Source organism: Synechococcus sp. R55.7 (genome assembly GCF_047461955.1).
GTDB lineage: Bacteria > Cyanobacteriota > Cyanobacteriia > Thermostichales > Thermostichaceae > Thermostichus.
In genome coordinates, this window is record NZ_JANSIC010000023.1 from 1 (window position 1) to 13,424 (window position 13,424).

Annotated in this window: 14 protein-coding genes and 1 tRNA gene; 13 read left to right on the top strand and 2 right to left on the bottom strand. The window is 54.6% G+C overall.

The window, feature by feature from the left end:
- The first annotated feature begins 420 nt into the window (after positions 1 to 420).
- The 11 genes from NW820_RS02240 to NW820_RS02290 all read left to right on the top strand — a co-directional run bounded on the left by NW820_RS02240 (position 421) and on the right by NW820_RS02290 (position 9,482).
- Entirely contained in the window at positions 421 to 1,422 is a 1,002-nt protein-coding gene (locus NW820_RS02240; protein WP_414349833.1) for a zinc-dependent alcohol dehydrogenase family protein, read from the top strand.
- A gap of 33 nt (positions 1,423 to 1,455) precedes the next feature.
- The gene (locus NW820_RS02245; protein WP_414406577.1) at positions 1,456 to 2,025 is read left to right on the top strand and encodes a hypothetical protein; all 570 of its coding nucleotides are present in this window, start codon (positions 1,456 to 1,458) and stop codon (positions 2,023 to 2,025) included.
- A 75-nt stretch (positions 2,026 to 2,100) separates the two neighbouring features.
- A complete protein-coding gene (locus tag NW820_RS02250) occupies positions 2,101 to 3,696 on the top strand; it encodes an AAA family ATPase (RefSeq protein WP_414332239.1) in 1,596 nt (531 codons plus the stop codon).
- Positions 3,697 to 4,013: 317 nt separating this feature from the next.
- Entirely contained in the window at positions 4,014 to 4,667 is a 654-nt protein-coding gene (locus NW820_RS02255) for a Crp/Fnr family transcriptional regulator (RefSeq protein ID WP_011434200.1), read from the top strand.
- Between the two features lie 59 nt (positions 4,668 to 4,726).
- Positions 4,727 to 4,799 (top strand) — tRNA-Phe (locus NW820_RS02260).
- Positions 4,800 to 5,036: 237 nt separating this feature from the next.
- Positions 5,037 to 7,538 (top strand): dynamin family protein, encoded by a 2,502-nt coding sequence (locus NW820_RS02265; RefSeq protein ID WP_414406578.1) that lies wholly within the window; start codon positions 5,037 to 5,039, stop codon positions 7,536 to 7,538.
- A 47-nt stretch (positions 7,539 to 7,585) separates the two neighbouring features.
- Positions 7,586 to 7,996: a KGK domain-containing protein gene (locus NW820_RS02270; protein WP_011430011.1), complete on the top strand. Its 411-nt coding sequence runs from the start codon at positions 7,586 to 7,588 to the stop codon at positions 7,994 to 7,996.
- Positions 7,997 to 8,243: 247 nt separating this feature from the next.
- Positions 8,244 to 8,399, top strand: a complete 156-nt coding sequence (locus NW820_RS02275; protein ID WP_414349853.1) for a KGK domain-containing protein — start codon at positions 8,244 to 8,246, stop codon at positions 8,397 to 8,399.
- Between the two features lie 27 nt (positions 8,400 to 8,426).
- Positions 8,427 to 8,792 (top strand): KGK domain-containing protein, encoded by a 366-nt coding sequence (locus NW820_RS02280; RefSeq protein ID WP_414349830.1) that lies wholly within the window; start codon positions 8,427 to 8,429, stop codon positions 8,790 to 8,792.
- A gap of 10 nt (positions 8,793 to 8,802) precedes the next feature.
- Positions 8,803 to 9,225, top strand: coding sequence for a KGK domain-containing protein (locus NW820_RS02285; protein ID WP_414406579.1), 423 nt, complete (start codon positions 8,803 to 8,805; stop codon positions 9,223 to 9,225).
- A gap of 2 nt (positions 9,226 to 9,227) precedes the next feature.
- Positions 9,228 to 9,482 carry an HNH endonuclease gene (locus NW820_RS02290; protein WP_011430012.1) on the top strand — a complete coding sequence of 85 codons (255 nt, stop codon included), beginning with the start codon at positions 9,228 to 9,230 and terminating at the stop codon, positions 9,480 to 9,482.
- Between the two features lie 65 nt (positions 9,483 to 9,547).
- Here the strand turns inward: NW820_RS02290 and NW820_RS02295 are convergent, their stop codons facing one another.
- On the bottom strand, positions 9,548 to 10,540 hold the full coding sequence (locus tag NW820_RS02295; RefSeq protein ID WP_414406580.1) for a YgfZ/GcvT domain-containing protein: 993 nt from the start codon (positions 10,538 to 10,540) through the stop codon (positions 9,548 to 9,550).
- A gap of 94 nt (positions 10,541 to 10,634) precedes the next feature.
- Between NW820_RS02295 and NW820_RS02300 the strand changes: the two genes are divergently transcribed.
- Both NW820_RS02300 and NW820_RS02305 read left to right on the top strand, forming a co-directional pair.
- Complete coding sequence (locus NW820_RS02300; RefSeq protein ID WP_414406581.1) at positions 10,635 to 12,170, top strand: hypothetical protein; 1,536 nt, start codon at positions 10,635 to 10,637, stop codon at positions 12,168 to 12,170.
- Between the two features lie 301 nt (positions 12,171 to 12,471).
- Positions 12,472 to 12,714 (top strand): hypothetical protein, encoded by a 243-nt coding sequence (locus NW820_RS02305; protein ID WP_414357973.1) that lies wholly within the window; start codon positions 12,472 to 12,474, stop codon positions 12,712 to 12,714.
- Here the strand turns inward: NW820_RS02305 and NW820_RS02310 are convergent.
- The coding region (locus NW820_RS02310; RefSeq protein ID WP_414406582.1) for an AEC family transporter at positions 12,711 to 13,424 on the bottom strand (714 nt) is incomplete at its 5' end. The genes NW820_RS02305 and NW820_RS02310 overlap by 4 nt on opposite strands.

The following is a 13,424-nucleotide window of genomic DNA, read 5'->3' on the forward strand; positions in this document are numbered from 1 at the left end:
GACGCTGTAGCTAGCTTCCCGCAGGGTTGCTACGCACACAGCGCGGGCTTCTCAGTGACCCCTGCTATCGCTTCAGACATTTCCTGAGCTTAAGGACTACGTCCCGCTGACGCGAAAAGGACGGGATGCCCCACCGCCCTGTAGAGTAGTGCGTAGTGACTAGTCACTAGTCACTAGCCTTTTTATTGCTTCATGGAGTGGGGTGACGGCTTCGGTTTTGCGTGGGTATGTTGACCCTGCGCATACAGCGCGGGGCTTCTCGGCGGTTTAGCTAAAATAGGCTAGAGAGCAGCTGCAAGACTCCGCAGGGTTGCAAAGCAACACCCCAATGGGGAGATGCCCATCTTCTCATCACCAGAACAAACTCTACCCTGCATCCTTTGAGCGGGCCAACCCAACTGAAGCTGACAACTTGAGCGCATGAAAGCCGTAGTCATGAGTGTGCCCGGCGGGCCAGAGGTTCTGCAGCTCCGAGAAGTACCTGAGCCCCAAATTCGCGGCGAGCGGGAGCTGCGCATCCGTCTGAGGGCAGCCGGCGTCAACCCCATCGACACCAAACTGCGGCAACGGGGCACCTTCTATCCAGAGGAGATGCCCGCCATTTTGGGGTGTGACGGTGCCGGCGTTGTGGAAGCCGTGGGATCCGGAGTTAGGCACTTTACAGTGGGAGACGAGGTGTACTTCTGCCACGGGGGTCTGGGCAGGCAGGCGGGGAATTACGCCGAGCTGATCGTGGTGGACGAGCGTTTTGTGGCTCCCAAGCCCAGAACTCTGAGCTTTGCGGAGGCTGCTGCTGCCCCGCTGGTGCTGATCACCGCCTGGGAAGCGCTGTACGACCGGGGGCGTCTCCAGGCCGGCCAAAGTGTGCTCATCCACGGGGGAGCGGGTGGAGTTGGCCATGTGGCCATCCAACTGGCCCGTCTACGGGGATCCAAAGTGGCCACCACCGTGAGCACCCCGGAAAAGGCGGAGTTTGTCCGTTCCCTAGGCGCCGGCTTGCCCATCTTCTACCGGCAGACAGACTTTGTGCGCGCCGTTTTGGACTGGACAGGGGGAGAGGGGGTAGATCTTGCCCTAGATACCTTGGGCGGCAAGCTATTGGAGCAGACCTTCCCCGCAGTGCGCGTGTACGGAGATATCGTCACCCTGCTGGCCCCGGCCCCAGAGATCGACTGGCGGGTGGCTCGCGACCGCAACTTGCGGGTGGGATTTGAGCTGATGCTCACCCCGATGCTGAAAAGCCTGACCAACGCCCAACAAAATCAGGCGGAAATCCTCAGGCAATGTGCCCGCCTCATCGACCAAGGCCAACTGCGGATCCAGCTCAGCCACACCTTTCCTCTGGCCGAAGCGGCTGCCGCCCACCGGTTGCTGGAGCAGGGATCCGTTCTGGGCAAAATTGCCTTAACCATCCCCGAGTAGGCATGCTGGAGAAAGCCCGTTGAGGATCTGCCCATGGTTGCTCCTCTCACCCCCCACCTGCTGGAGAACGAGAGCTTCTACGAAAATGCCCTCTGCTGGCTAGGGCGACCCCAGACGGCCTATCGACTGTTGAGCGAAGCAGTTTTTCCTGCCATCTCCTCTTGGGTGCGGGGGGAGGTAGATAGCCACTCTTTTAACCACTGGCAACTGGAGGATGTGCGCACCTTTCTGTATCCGGTGGTGGCTCTGGGGGATCAAGAAACCCTTGTTCTCTCCAGTGAAGCCCTGCTCCTCTGCGGCATCGGCAACTATTACAACCCCTGTGACTTGGCCATTGTGGTGTTTGTGCAGCAGCCCCAAGAGCTGTTCAGCCAACTGATGCAGCGCATTCGCCGGGCCGAAGCCACTATCAGCCGCGGGCCAGATGTGCGCATGCTCTCGGAACAGGTAAACCTGGCCAAGCGCGGACAAGACTACATCAACACCAAATATCTGGTCTGGCCCTACGCCCTTTCCAGCGCTGCTCAAGATACGCTAATTCAGCAGGGGATCAGCCTCATCCGTCTTTCCCCCCAAGAAGCCGCCTTGCCCTTTAAGGAATAGGTGGAGGACAATCTGCTCTGTCGGCGGAAGATAGGGATCCCCGTCCAAGCCCTTTTTCCATCTCTATCGTTTTTCATGGTCGATACCCACCTGCCCCCCTTGATCCAAGCGATGCTGGATCCCGCCTTCTACCCTCATCCGGTACAGGATCCCATTCGGCTTATTCAAACCCACATTTCCTATATTCTGCTGACAGGCGACTATGCCTATAAAGTGAAAAAGCCTTTGGACTTTGGCTTTTTGAACTTCACCACCCTGGAGAGGCGGCGCCACTTTTGCCAAGAAGAGCTGCGCATGAACCAGCGCGGTGCTCCCGGCCTTTATCTGCAAGTGTTGCCCATTGTCCAGACCGATGGCCGATTTCAGTTCAACAGCAGCGGCGAGCCCATAGAATACGCTCTGCAAATGCGGCAATTTCCCCAAGAGCAACTGTTCAGCAACCTGTTTGAGCGGGGAGAGCTAACGCCGTCCTTGATGGAGGAGCTGGGGCGGGTGGTGGCGACGTTTCATGCCCAAACCGAGACCAACGACTACATCCGCAGCTTTGGCCGGCCAGAACGGGTGCGAGAAGCCTTTGACGAGAATTACGCCCAAACCCAGCGCTACGTCGGCGGCCCACAAACAGCTCAGCAATATCGAGAAACCCAAGCCTACACCGATCGCTTTTTTGCTGAGCGGCAGGAGCTGTTTCAACAAAGAATAGAACAAAACCGCATTCGTGAATGCCACGGAGACCTGCACCTAGGCAACATCTGTTTTTGGGAAGGGAAGATCCTGCTTTTTGATTGCATCGAGTTTAATGAAGCCTTCCGCTTTGTGGATGTCATGTACGACATATCCTATGGGGTGATGGATTTGGATGCCCGCCATCGCCCCGATCTGGGAAACGCCTATTTGAACACCTACCTGGAAGAAACCGGAGATTGGGAAGGGTTGAAGATCTTGCCTATTTACCTCAATCGGCAGGCCTACGTGCGAGCCAAGGTCACCTCTTTTTTGCTGGAGGATCCCACTGCAGCAGAGGAAGCCAAGGCCACAGCCTTTAGCACCGCCGCCCGCTATTACCGTCTTGCCTGGGAATACACCCTCCCCAAGCGGGGGCAGTTGTTCCTGATGTCGGGATTGTCGGGATCCGGCAAAAGCACGGTAGCCCGCCACTTGGCCCGTCAGCGGGGAGCCATTCACATTCGCTCCGATGCGGTGCGCAAGCATTTGGCCGGGATCCCTCTGCGGCAACGGGGGGGGCCGGAGGTTTATACCCCGGAGATGACCGATAAAACCTACCGCCGCTTGGTGCAGTTGGGAGTAGAGCTGGCCCAGGAAGGCTACACCGTGATTCTGGACGCCAAGTTTGACCGGCAAGCCCTGCGGGGGATGGCCATTGATCAGGCCCAACGCCAAGGGATCCCACTGCGCATCCTCCACTGCTACGCCCCTGAACCTGTTTTGCGGGAGCGCCTGCAACGCCGCAGCCCAGCTCCTCAGCCCCTCTTGGCCCCAGCCGGCTGCATCGATGGAGATCAGCAGCACTCTGCCGACATTGCTGATGCCACCGCCGAGATGCTCTCCCAACAGCAGGCCCACTGGCAGGATTTTTCCGATTCGGAACGGCCTTTTTTAAAGGTTTTGGATACCAGCCAAGATTGGCCATCTCAACTTCAGCAGGTCTAGATCTCGACTCAAACTGCACAAAGCCGAGAGAATTAACATCAGCAAGATGGATTTTGCCGTTTCTGGGTTAGAGAATGGCAGCAGCTTTTTTGGGCAGGGATCCCTTTCCAAAGTAGAGGTCAAAATTGGGTCTAAAGCTCTGTCCTATTGGTACGCAGTTCGCCTCGGCGGGCCATAGACCTGAGAGAGACGGTAGGCTGAGGGGCATGTTGACGTGTCTGTGCAGGCCCACCCTTTTCCCATCCCACTCGACCAGAACTGACCACGTGCAGGAGGATCCCACGGTGAGCGATGTAACTCCAGATGACCTACGCCTGATGCTCCTGTTTGAGGGCTTTCCTCCTGAGAGGCTAGAGCCTCTGGCCGGGCAAATGTCGTTGCGCTCCCACCCAGTCAATCAGGCCATCTTGTTACAAAATGACTGGGGTAACGCCGTTTATTTCATCCTGGAAGGGTGGGTCAAGATTCGCACCCATGATCTCGAAGGCCGGGAGATCACCCTCACCATTCTTGGTCCAGGGGAAATCTTCGGGGAAATGGCTGCTTTGGATGAAGCACCTCGCTCTACCGACGTTGTAGCCCTAACAGCCACCAAAGTCAGTTGTCTGTCGGCCCAACACTTCCTGGCTTTTTTGGCTTCTGATCCTCAGGCCGGCATCCGCCTTGCTCAGCTCATGTCGCGCCGCTTACGGCAGATCAACCGTCGTCTGCAGTTGCGCGAGGCCAGTAGTACGGCCCGTGTTGCCGATATCCTGCTGTTTTTGGCCGAATCCCGTGGCCGGGTTAGCCGAAGTGGCGTAGAGATCCCCAACTTGCCCCATCGGGAGCTGAGCAGCCTAAGTGGCCTAGCCCGGGAAACGGTCACTCGCGTCCTGTCCAAGCTGGAGCAAGAGGAGCTGATCCGCCGGGATCGCAACCGAGATGTTCTCTGCATCCCCCAGATGGAGGCTTTGGAGAAATTGATTGGCTAAATTGGGGGCGCCACCAGTTGTCAAAACCCCCCTCGACATCGTAAGATAGTAGGTCCAGAGCCGGGATAGCTCAGTTGGTAGAGCAGAGGACTGAAAATCCTCGTGTCACCAGTTCAAGTCTGGTTCCTGGCATCTGGTATGAGTATGCTGAGGCGGGCTTGGGTCAACGACCTAAGCCTTTTTGCTATGTCGGTCTGGGGAGTTCTGCTCTTCTCTCTTCACGTGTATGCACATATAGCCACACAGCTCCGGGACTGAAGAAAATTGTTGTAGGAATCCTCACCTCAAGCATAGGCAAGTTATAATCCCAGCAGCCTCTGTGGAGATTGCTCTCTTATGTCTGTAAAGCTCCTGCCTCAGTGTGAGAACTTGAAAGAGCAGGTTGAAGCTATCCTGCAACTCTGGCATCAGGATTCCACTTTTTCAGGCAAGCAAGATACCACTCGGATTCAAGCTTCCCTCAGCAAAGCTATTTCTCCAACCTTCGAGATTGTCTTTGCCGGTGCTTTCAGTGCTGGCAAGTCTATGCTAATCAATGCCCTCTTAGAAAGAGAGCTTCTCTACAGCGCCGAAGGGCACGCCACAGGGACAGAGTGCTACATTGCCTACGCAGAGCCAAATGCTGAGAGAGTGGTGCTCACTTTTCTCAGTGAGCAGGAAGTGCAAGAACAGATGACCGCCTTCTGCGCTTTCCTAAACTTGGCTCCGTCACTCAGCAGGCTGGAAGACACTGCACTGAATCCCCTGAAGGAGCGTGCTGAGGCTATTATTCAGCAGGAGGGAGGCAAAAGCAAGTCAGAGCGGGCGAAGCAGGCGGATGCACTTCGCTTGTTGATTACAGGTTTCCAGCAGAACCGGGACAAAATTCACCCTACCGAGAACAAAGTCTTCTCGATGGAGCAGCTCAACTTCGGCAACCTAAGAGAAGCTGCGGGTTTTGCCCGGCGCGGCGCCAATAGCGCAGTTTTGCGAAAGGTGGAATACTATTGCCACCACCCCTTGCTGGAAGATGGAAACGTTATTGTCGATACTCCTGGGATCGATGCTCCAGTCAAAGCGGATGCAGAGCGTACTTATCGAAAAATTGCCGATCCGGATACGTCCGCAGTTGTTTGCGTTCTCAAGTGTGCTGCAACGGGTGAGCTGACCAAGGAAGAGACAGAGCTTATTGAGCATATTCAAAGTAATGATAGCATCAGGGATCGGGTCTTCTATGTGTTTAACCGGATTGATGAGACTTGGTACAACGCACAACTAAAGCAGAGACTAGAAAACATTATCGACCAGCAGTTTCGTCAACTCCGCGTATTTAAGACAAGCGGCCTTCTCGGCTTCTATGGTTCCCAGATCAAGGCAACTACCCCCGAGGATCGATTTGGACTGGATACAATCTTTTCAGAAAGCATCAAAGAATTGGGTGGTGAGGAAGAAACGCCCCAGTTTGTCAGCGAGTTTAACAAGTACTGCACGTCAGGTAGGTTGGTTGGATCCCCGTTCCGCCCTTCTGTACATGGGTACGACACACCCATAAATAACTACGTTCGGATTCTGAGGGAGTGGGGAAAACCTTTGATTGAGTATATGATTAAAGATAGCGGTATTGAAGACTTTCGGGCTGGGATCACTCGTTATTTAACGGAAGAAAAGCGGCCACAGCTATTTTCCGCGCTGGCCGATGATTTGCAACCTCTCTGCATCGAGATGAGGAAGTCCTATCTAGATCTCTACCGAGACATTGATAGCCAGCCCAAAGAGATTGACAGCATGATTTCCTATGAGCTGACGCTGATCAATCAGCAGCTAGCCAGTATTGGCCGAGAGTTTGACGAGCATATCCAGACAGTAGTCAATAAAGTTATTAACGGAGAAAACAAAGAATTTGAGAACGATTTCCGTAAATTGCAGGCTAGGATGGTACGGAGGCTAGATGAGCTTTTGGATACTTTTTCGTTGGACAATGTTTACAGTCAAGCCGTTCGCATTCGTCCCCGCAACTCCACAGCTCCATTCTTAGCTGTATTGGTCGAAGCCTTTTATTATTTGTCCAACCATCTAGAGGACATCCTGGTAGAATCAGCCAGCACGCTTGTAGAGAACTTCTTTCGTCGCCTTGTTGATGAAGTTCGCAGCTCGAGCTACTACAGGCAGTTGTTTCGCCTACTGGGATCCGATGGGGACTTGGAGAAAAAGCTTCTTTCGGTTAGAGATGTAACTTTGAGCTCTCTTGTCAATGGTGCCCGAAAAGAGTGCGACCGCTACCTCAGAGAAAGCCCCCGCTTCTACGACGAAGGAACATTCTCGATCTACCAGTTTCGAGAAGTCCTAAAGCAAACCAGCCAATCTTATGACATCTCTGCTATTCGCGACGCAGAGCCTGGAATCCGACAATTACTTAAGCTTGACTTCGAGCCGAAAATTAACCAGACAGTGCGTTCTAGCTTCCGACAAGAGACCAACAATACTCTAAAAACTCAGCTATTGCCGGTTGCCAAGCAAGTAGCCGATGAGATTTTGCAAAAGTACCCAGAAGCAAAGCAGTTCATGGAAGCAACTCTCAGAAAAGAGGCTGAAGAGAAAATTGCGCTTAACCAACAGCGGCTGAAAGAACTGGAGGCAAGCATAGACAAGTACAACCAAGCTGTTTCTGGGATCAACCTCTGCCTGCAGGCTTTGGGCCTCAATCGCGAGATGCTGCCCTTGATTACTCGTCCTGAGCCTTCCTCTGTTGGTGAGTCAGTTCAGATTTTGGCAAGTCTTCCTGAACAGCAAGTAGGTGACAGCAATGCAAGCGAAGCAGTCGCTCTTGGTCGTTCTACACCCATAGACGAGAGTTTTCCAGAGTTGGATAGCATCCTCGATGATCTGAGATAGAGCGGCTTGTCTTTGTTTTTGGCCTTTCACTTGATCCAGATAAAGTCATGGGATCCAAATCAATACCTCTACAGCAGCACCCAGAAGGGATCCTCTCTGTAAGGGAGAAAACTTTCAAGGTTGCCAACTTGGTCAAAGCAGCCCAAGAGGACTTGACCAAGAAAGAAGAGCTGCATCGCTTGTTCATTGCGGCCTTGAGATCCTCAGGGATCCTGCCGCCGGAAGACTTGCTCAACATTGCCAGTAGCCTTCTTGCTCCCAAGCCAGAAGAAAAATTGTTGCAAGAAGCGAAGTGGTTTGGGCAGGGACTTGCTTGTCAGCTCTTGGTGCCGGGCAAGAAGGATTGGGAAAAAGGCAGAGTCAGATTGCGGATCATTGTAGAGTTTGAGCCAGAGGATACAGGCTCAGAGAGCAGCAGTGGATCCCCTCTGGATGACCTTCGCGAAAGTGAGAGCTAGCCTAAGCCAGAGAGACATAGAGGGGGTTGGGCAAGTGTCAAGTAATGATCAATCTCAGGAGTGCTTTGTTGAGCTAGATATTTTCCAAAATACTGTCATTGATATAGGAGGACGCCTAATCTACTCGCAAGAGTTTGCTCAGGTGTACTCAGAGATTGTTTATGAGAGTATCAGATCCTACTTATCCAGCAAACTTAGCGAAAAGGGAGTCTCGATTCTATGAAGCAACTTGAACGGAATAACTAACGTGAAAGGAATTCCTGCTAAACTCTTACGTCCTGGCTCACCGTGGATTGCTGGTAGAGTTAGGATGAGACTAGTGGTTGAGTTTGAGCCAGAAGAAACGGGATCAGGGAGCAGTAGATCGCCTTTGGATGACATTCGGGGAGATGTCAGTCAGTAAAGTCTGTTAGCAATAGGAGACAATGCCGTGGTCGATCCGATAGTTTTTAGGTCAGATGATAGGGAAACTGTCGTTGAAATTGGTGATCAAGTCTACCTTCCAAGTAGCTTGCATAGTGCAATTATTAATTACCTTCTTTCAGATACTTTACGGACAAACGGTTACCTTAAATCAAGAAAGGTTTATGCGGACATTAGAATGCTCGTGGATGGAATAGAATCTAGAGTCTTACAGCCCAGAAAGTCGTGGATCTCTGGCAAGATATCAGTCAAAGTTTATCTCGAGTTTGTTCCTGATGACCCATATAGAGATTCTGGAGATAGCGCTCCCAGAAAACTAGAGGATTCTATACTGGATGATTTACGGGCTGTTCAAGTTGTCTCTATGTCTTGAGGTCGATAAGATGACAAAAACATCCATTAATCTTAGCCAACTGCGAGACGGAGTTATCACTTTTATCAACGAGAACAATAAGCAGGAAGTCTACATGATTTCCAAGCTTTGCGATTCTATCAATTCTTATTTCCTGAGGTTTGACCAAATGGGAAGAGGACTAGACAGTTACTTGAGTTCGTTTGAGATACAGATACAAACAGGTATTCCCTATGAAGATCAGGTTCATTTTTTCGATAAAGGAGTTCCATGCTCGATTCTTTCTCCTAAAACTAACGGTTGGCAGACCGGTAGAGTAAAAGTAAGAGTAGAAGTTACGATTGACTTTTATCCTGACAATCCTGAATTTCTGATAAAAGAACCCGACCAAGAGATATTAGAACCTCTAGATGAAAAGTCTCCACTGGACGATCTTCGCAGTATGGATGAATAACGATGAAAGAAAGAAAATCCGGCGAAAGGATTCTAATTCCAGCAGCCGTGCGGGAGTATGTTTTCCAAAGAGACGGCTTCCGTTGTCGCGGTTGCGGAAAGTCGCCCCCAGAGGTTCAGCTTCAGATCGATCACATCATCCCCATTGCCCAAGGGGGCAGCAACGACATCAGCAATCTGCAAACGTTGTGCAAAACCTGCAACCGACGCAAAAAGGATCGACGGGATCCCCGCTTTCGCCGCCACTTTGACTGGTGAGTTGCGGTGTTTCGCCTACGCTTCTCCCTCTAGAAAAGAGAGGAGAGAGGTCTGCAAAAACAACCTCAGACAATAGGCGGAAAGCTCAAAAACGGCATTCGGGTCAGGACTCCCGGCGCTGAGCCGACTTCAACTTCCAGCCCCTCGGCAGGATTGAATTTGGTGCGCACGTATCCCAATCCCAGGTACTCTTGCGAAGTTAGGCCTGCACTGGTCAGCAGCCCAATCTTTTCCCCCTGCCGCAAAATCTCTGTGCCAGGATGAGCTTCTCCTTGGAGGCGGATCCCCCACAAAGTTTGCCGAATGCGCCGGTAGGTTACCTGCTTGGCCAAGACTTCCTGGCCAACGTAGCAACCTTTGTCAAGGGAAACAGCTCGCCACAGGCCGGCTTCTAGGGGGTTGTAGTCTGAGGTCAGCTCTCGGTCGGCGGCGGGGCGACCCGCTTCTAGGCGGAGGACTTCCCACAGCTCAGGTGGGGCCAGCTTGGCTCCGGCTTGGAGCAAGCATTCTTCAAGAGCGACTTTCTGGTCAATGGTGCCCCAGAGGGTAAACCCCGGCTGGGCAAGACCCGTGCCACAAGCCAGATGGACAGGGATCCCCTGGATCTCCACGGCGCAGTGCTCATTGAGCCTGGTCGGAATCTCTTCTGAGCTCACCACTTGCTCCAGGAGAGCCTGACTCTGGGGGCCGAGCAACCCAAAACCAAAGGTCTGGTCCGTCTCATCTTTCAACTCTGCTCCCCGCACCAAAGGCAGCATGCGCCCCAAACTCTGCATCAGCAGGCTGCGCCGCTGGGGCGAAGTCCAGATCCAGCAGTCTTCTTCTCCCACGTACACCGTGGCCAGATCCAGGATGCCGGCGGTGGGGGTCACGAAAACCGTGTCGGCCCCCTGCCCTGGCTTGAGGGCCTTCAGATTTTGGGTGCTTCGGTTGTGCAGATAGTCCAAGCCTGGGGATCCCTTCATGCGCAAACGGCCCCACCCGGAGCGGTCCAGAAGCAGGGATCCCGTCTGTGCAACGGGTTGGCCCTCTGTGGAAACAGCAGCTAGAAGAGACATCGCTCACCCCAGAGATGGGCTTTGGTTTTCTTCTCTACCCTAGAATAGGCTAGTTCACCCTACCGTCTGTGGCAGACCCCCGGCGTACTGAACTGTGATTGAGGTTGAAGTCCACCAACAGTTGCGGCAGCTTTTGCGGCAGTCTCCCGAAGCCCTGTGGCCCCACCAGTTGACGATGGCTCGCATGGTGGCGCGAGGGTTGCGGTTGGGTCGCAGCACCTTGATCCAGGTGCCTGCTGGGGGTCAGCACCGCCTCAGTTATCTGCTGCCGGCCCTGATGTGGCCCAACCCCACCTTGCTCTGTGCCACAGCTCCTGTGCAGGCGCAAATTTTGGGGGAAGAGATCCCCTGGCTACAGCACACCCTGCAGTTGCATAAGCCCGTCCTGCAAAAAGACCGTTGGCCGGATCCCGATTTCCAGGGGTTGCTGTTGGTGGATCCCCTGGATTGGCTGCAAGCTCGCTTGAGAAAGGGATCCTCGCAAGTGCCGACAGGGATCCCTTTGATCCTGGATGGAGCCGAAGACCTGGAAGATTGGGCCTACCAGGCGCTAACGGTGACCCTGGAAGCCAGCCATTGGCAACAGCTCCGGCAAATCTTCCCTGCCGAGGCGGAGCAGCTCTCCCAGGTTCAGGTCAATTTGTCCCTTCAGCTTTTGCGGCGGCCTCTTTCCCGCTGTCTGCTTCATGCGGATGAACAGGTTCACCTGGATGCTGTGCTGTCTTTGGTGACAGGCTACCCCGGCTGGCTGCCGGATCCCTGGGATCAAATCCGCCGGCGGCTCAGCTCTGAGGGGGATCCCGTCTCCAAATGGATTTGGTGGGCCGAAACCGACCGAGAAACCGGTCGCCTCACCCTTCACCACAGCCCGACGGCTCTGCAGGATTGGTTGGCCCCCATTTGGGCCACACAGCCGGTGGTGATTATCGGGGAAGCGCTGGATCTGGATCGCCAGGCGGAAACCTACCGGCGACGGTTGGGCTTGCCGGATCTGACGCCGCTGCGGTTTGCCTCAGGCGAGGGTTGGCCCCGTTCCGGCGGGGCGGAGCTGTCCCTCTACTTGCCGCGCCTGCCCTTGCCCAACAGCCCTCTATTTCGGGATCACCTGCTGCAAGAGCTGAAAAAGCTGATCCCTCAGGCGCAGGGCTTCGTGGTGGTGTTGGTGTCGGATCAACCTCTGCAGGCACAGGTGGGGGCGGCTTTGGCTGCCGAATTCGGCTCACGGGTGCGGGTAAACAGCCCGTTCCCCGGCGAAAAGGGCATTTTGGTCTGCGACTGGCCCTACTGGCTACACCACAAGGCCGGCTTGCCTCGCCCGGAACTGATGGTGATCACCACTTTGCCCTTCCCTTCTGTGGAAGACCCAAGGGTGGCCGGACGGGTGCAATATCTGCAACGCACCCAGCAGGACTGGTTTCGTCAGTACCTTTTGCCGGTGGCTGCTGCCCAGTTGCAACGGGCCGTCGCGCCTCTGCGGCAAGGCTCTGATTCGGGAGAAGACCCCAGCTCCCCCACTCGATGGGTGGCTATTTTGGATAGCCGCATTATCGTCCGCAGCTACGGCGTCTCTCTTCTCAATGCCTTGGGGCCAACTTTACGGGTCGAGCAGCGCAGCCAATTGTTCGTTTAGGGATCCCTGGGCCTCTTGCTCGAGTTGATGGGATGTATGGTCATTTTAAACAGGAATGAAACATTTCTGTCCAGCTCCTCTCTCCCTCTGGGAGAAGGTCTGGGGGTGGCCGCGGAAGCAGCGCGGAACGCCTGGGGAGTGTCTCAATCTAGTTTGAAATGACTATATTGAGGATTTTTTGGCTTGAGCGACTGAGAGAAGGCTTGCTCAGCATAGAGGGGAGATTTGTATCCTAGAGAGCCAAAGTCAACTGGGATCCAAGCTATTCTGAGGGTGAATCACTCCTACTCACCTTCCTCTCATGACCAATCCTGCTCTCAGCTCCGTTCACGCTCGCAACAGCGGTGCGGAGCACTCCAGCGAGCCAGAGGCCCTCACAGCACTGCGCACGCAAGCGGTTTGGAAGCCGTTGCGGCAGGCCATTGTGGAAAGCTCGGGTTTTCGAGGATGGCTACAGGGACAGGAGCCGCCTGGCCAGGAAACTGAGCTGGATCAACTGGTGCATCGCTACCTAGAGCAGACGTTGTCTCACCTGGCCTATTAGGATCCCCACAGCCCCAGCCAGAGGGGCAAGGTCAGCAAGGCGGCCAAGTACCCCACGGCCAAGGCAGTTACGGTAATTTCCCGATCCAAGTCGTATTCTTCCGTGAGCACCAGGGTGGCGATGGCGGGGGGCATACCGCTCTGCAGGACCAGCACCAGCTTGGCCAGAGGCGGGTAGGGGGTGAAGGCAAGGCCGATTCCCACCAAGAGCGGCACAATCACAATTTTGATCAAGAGGGCCACTCCGGCGGCAAGAAAGGATCCCCAGCGCTTCACCTGGGCCAATCGCATCCCCAGGATCATCAAACTGAGCGGGATCATGCTCCAGGCAAAAGCCGCCAACCCTTGAGAGAGCCAACCCGGCAGGGGTTCGCGGGTCAGCAGTAGGCCCATCGCAAACGACCAGAGGGCAGGGGTGCGCAGAATGTGGAGGCCCACCTGCCAAGGTTGGGCATGGGAACTGCCGTGGCGGCTGGCCACCCACACGCCAAACCCGTAGGCCATGAACAGAGTGCCCAGCAGATCATAGAACAGGGCCCAGCCAAAGTAAGCCCTTCCGGCCACAGCCAGACAGATGGGATAGCCCAAATACCCGGTGTTCCCCAGGGTGGCGGTTAGGTGAAAGCTGCCCTGCTGTGCGCTGCTCCAACAGTTGTGGCGCTGCCACCACAGCCAAGCGCTGGTCAAGGCAAACCCCAGCCCCACCGACAG

Bases quoted from the DNA above. Each gene is read 5' to 3' on its own strand.
- NW820_RS02255 (WP_011434200.1), top strand. From the start codon at position 4,014: ATGCTCCTGTTTGAGGGCTTTCCTCCTGAGAGGCTAGAGCCTCTGGCC.
- NW820_RS02250 (WP_414332239.1), top strand. From the start codon at position 2,101: ATGGTCGATACCCACCTGCCCCCCTTGATCCAAGCGATGCTGGATCCC.
- NW820_RS02285 (WP_414406579.1), top strand. From the start codon at position 8,803: ATGACAAAAACATCCATTAATCTTAGCCAACTGCGAGACGGAGTTATC.
- NW820_RS02240 (WP_414349833.1), top strand. From the start codon at position 421: ATGAAAGCCGTAGTCATGAGTGTGCCCGGCGGGCCAGAGGTTCTGCAG.
- NW820_RS02295 (WP_414406580.1), bottom strand. From the start codon at position 10,540: ATGTCTCTTCTAGCTGCTGTTTCCACAGAGGGCCAACCCGTTGCACAG.
- NW820_RS02305 (WP_414357973.1), top strand. From the start codon at position 12,472: ATGACCAATCCTGCTCTCAGCTCCGTTCACGCTCGCAACAGCGGTGCG.
- NW820_RS02245 (WP_414406577.1), top strand. From the start codon at position 1,456: ATGGTTGCTCCTCTCACCCCCCACCTGCTGGAGAACGAGAGCTTCTAC.
- NW820_RS02270 (WP_011430011.1), top strand. From the start codon at position 7,586: ATGGGATCCAAATCAATACCTCTACAGCAGCACCCAGAAGGGATCCTC.
- NW820_RS02290 (WP_011430012.1), top strand. From the start codon at position 9,228: ATGAAAGAAAGAAAATCCGGCGAAAGGATTCTAATTCCAGCAGCCGTG.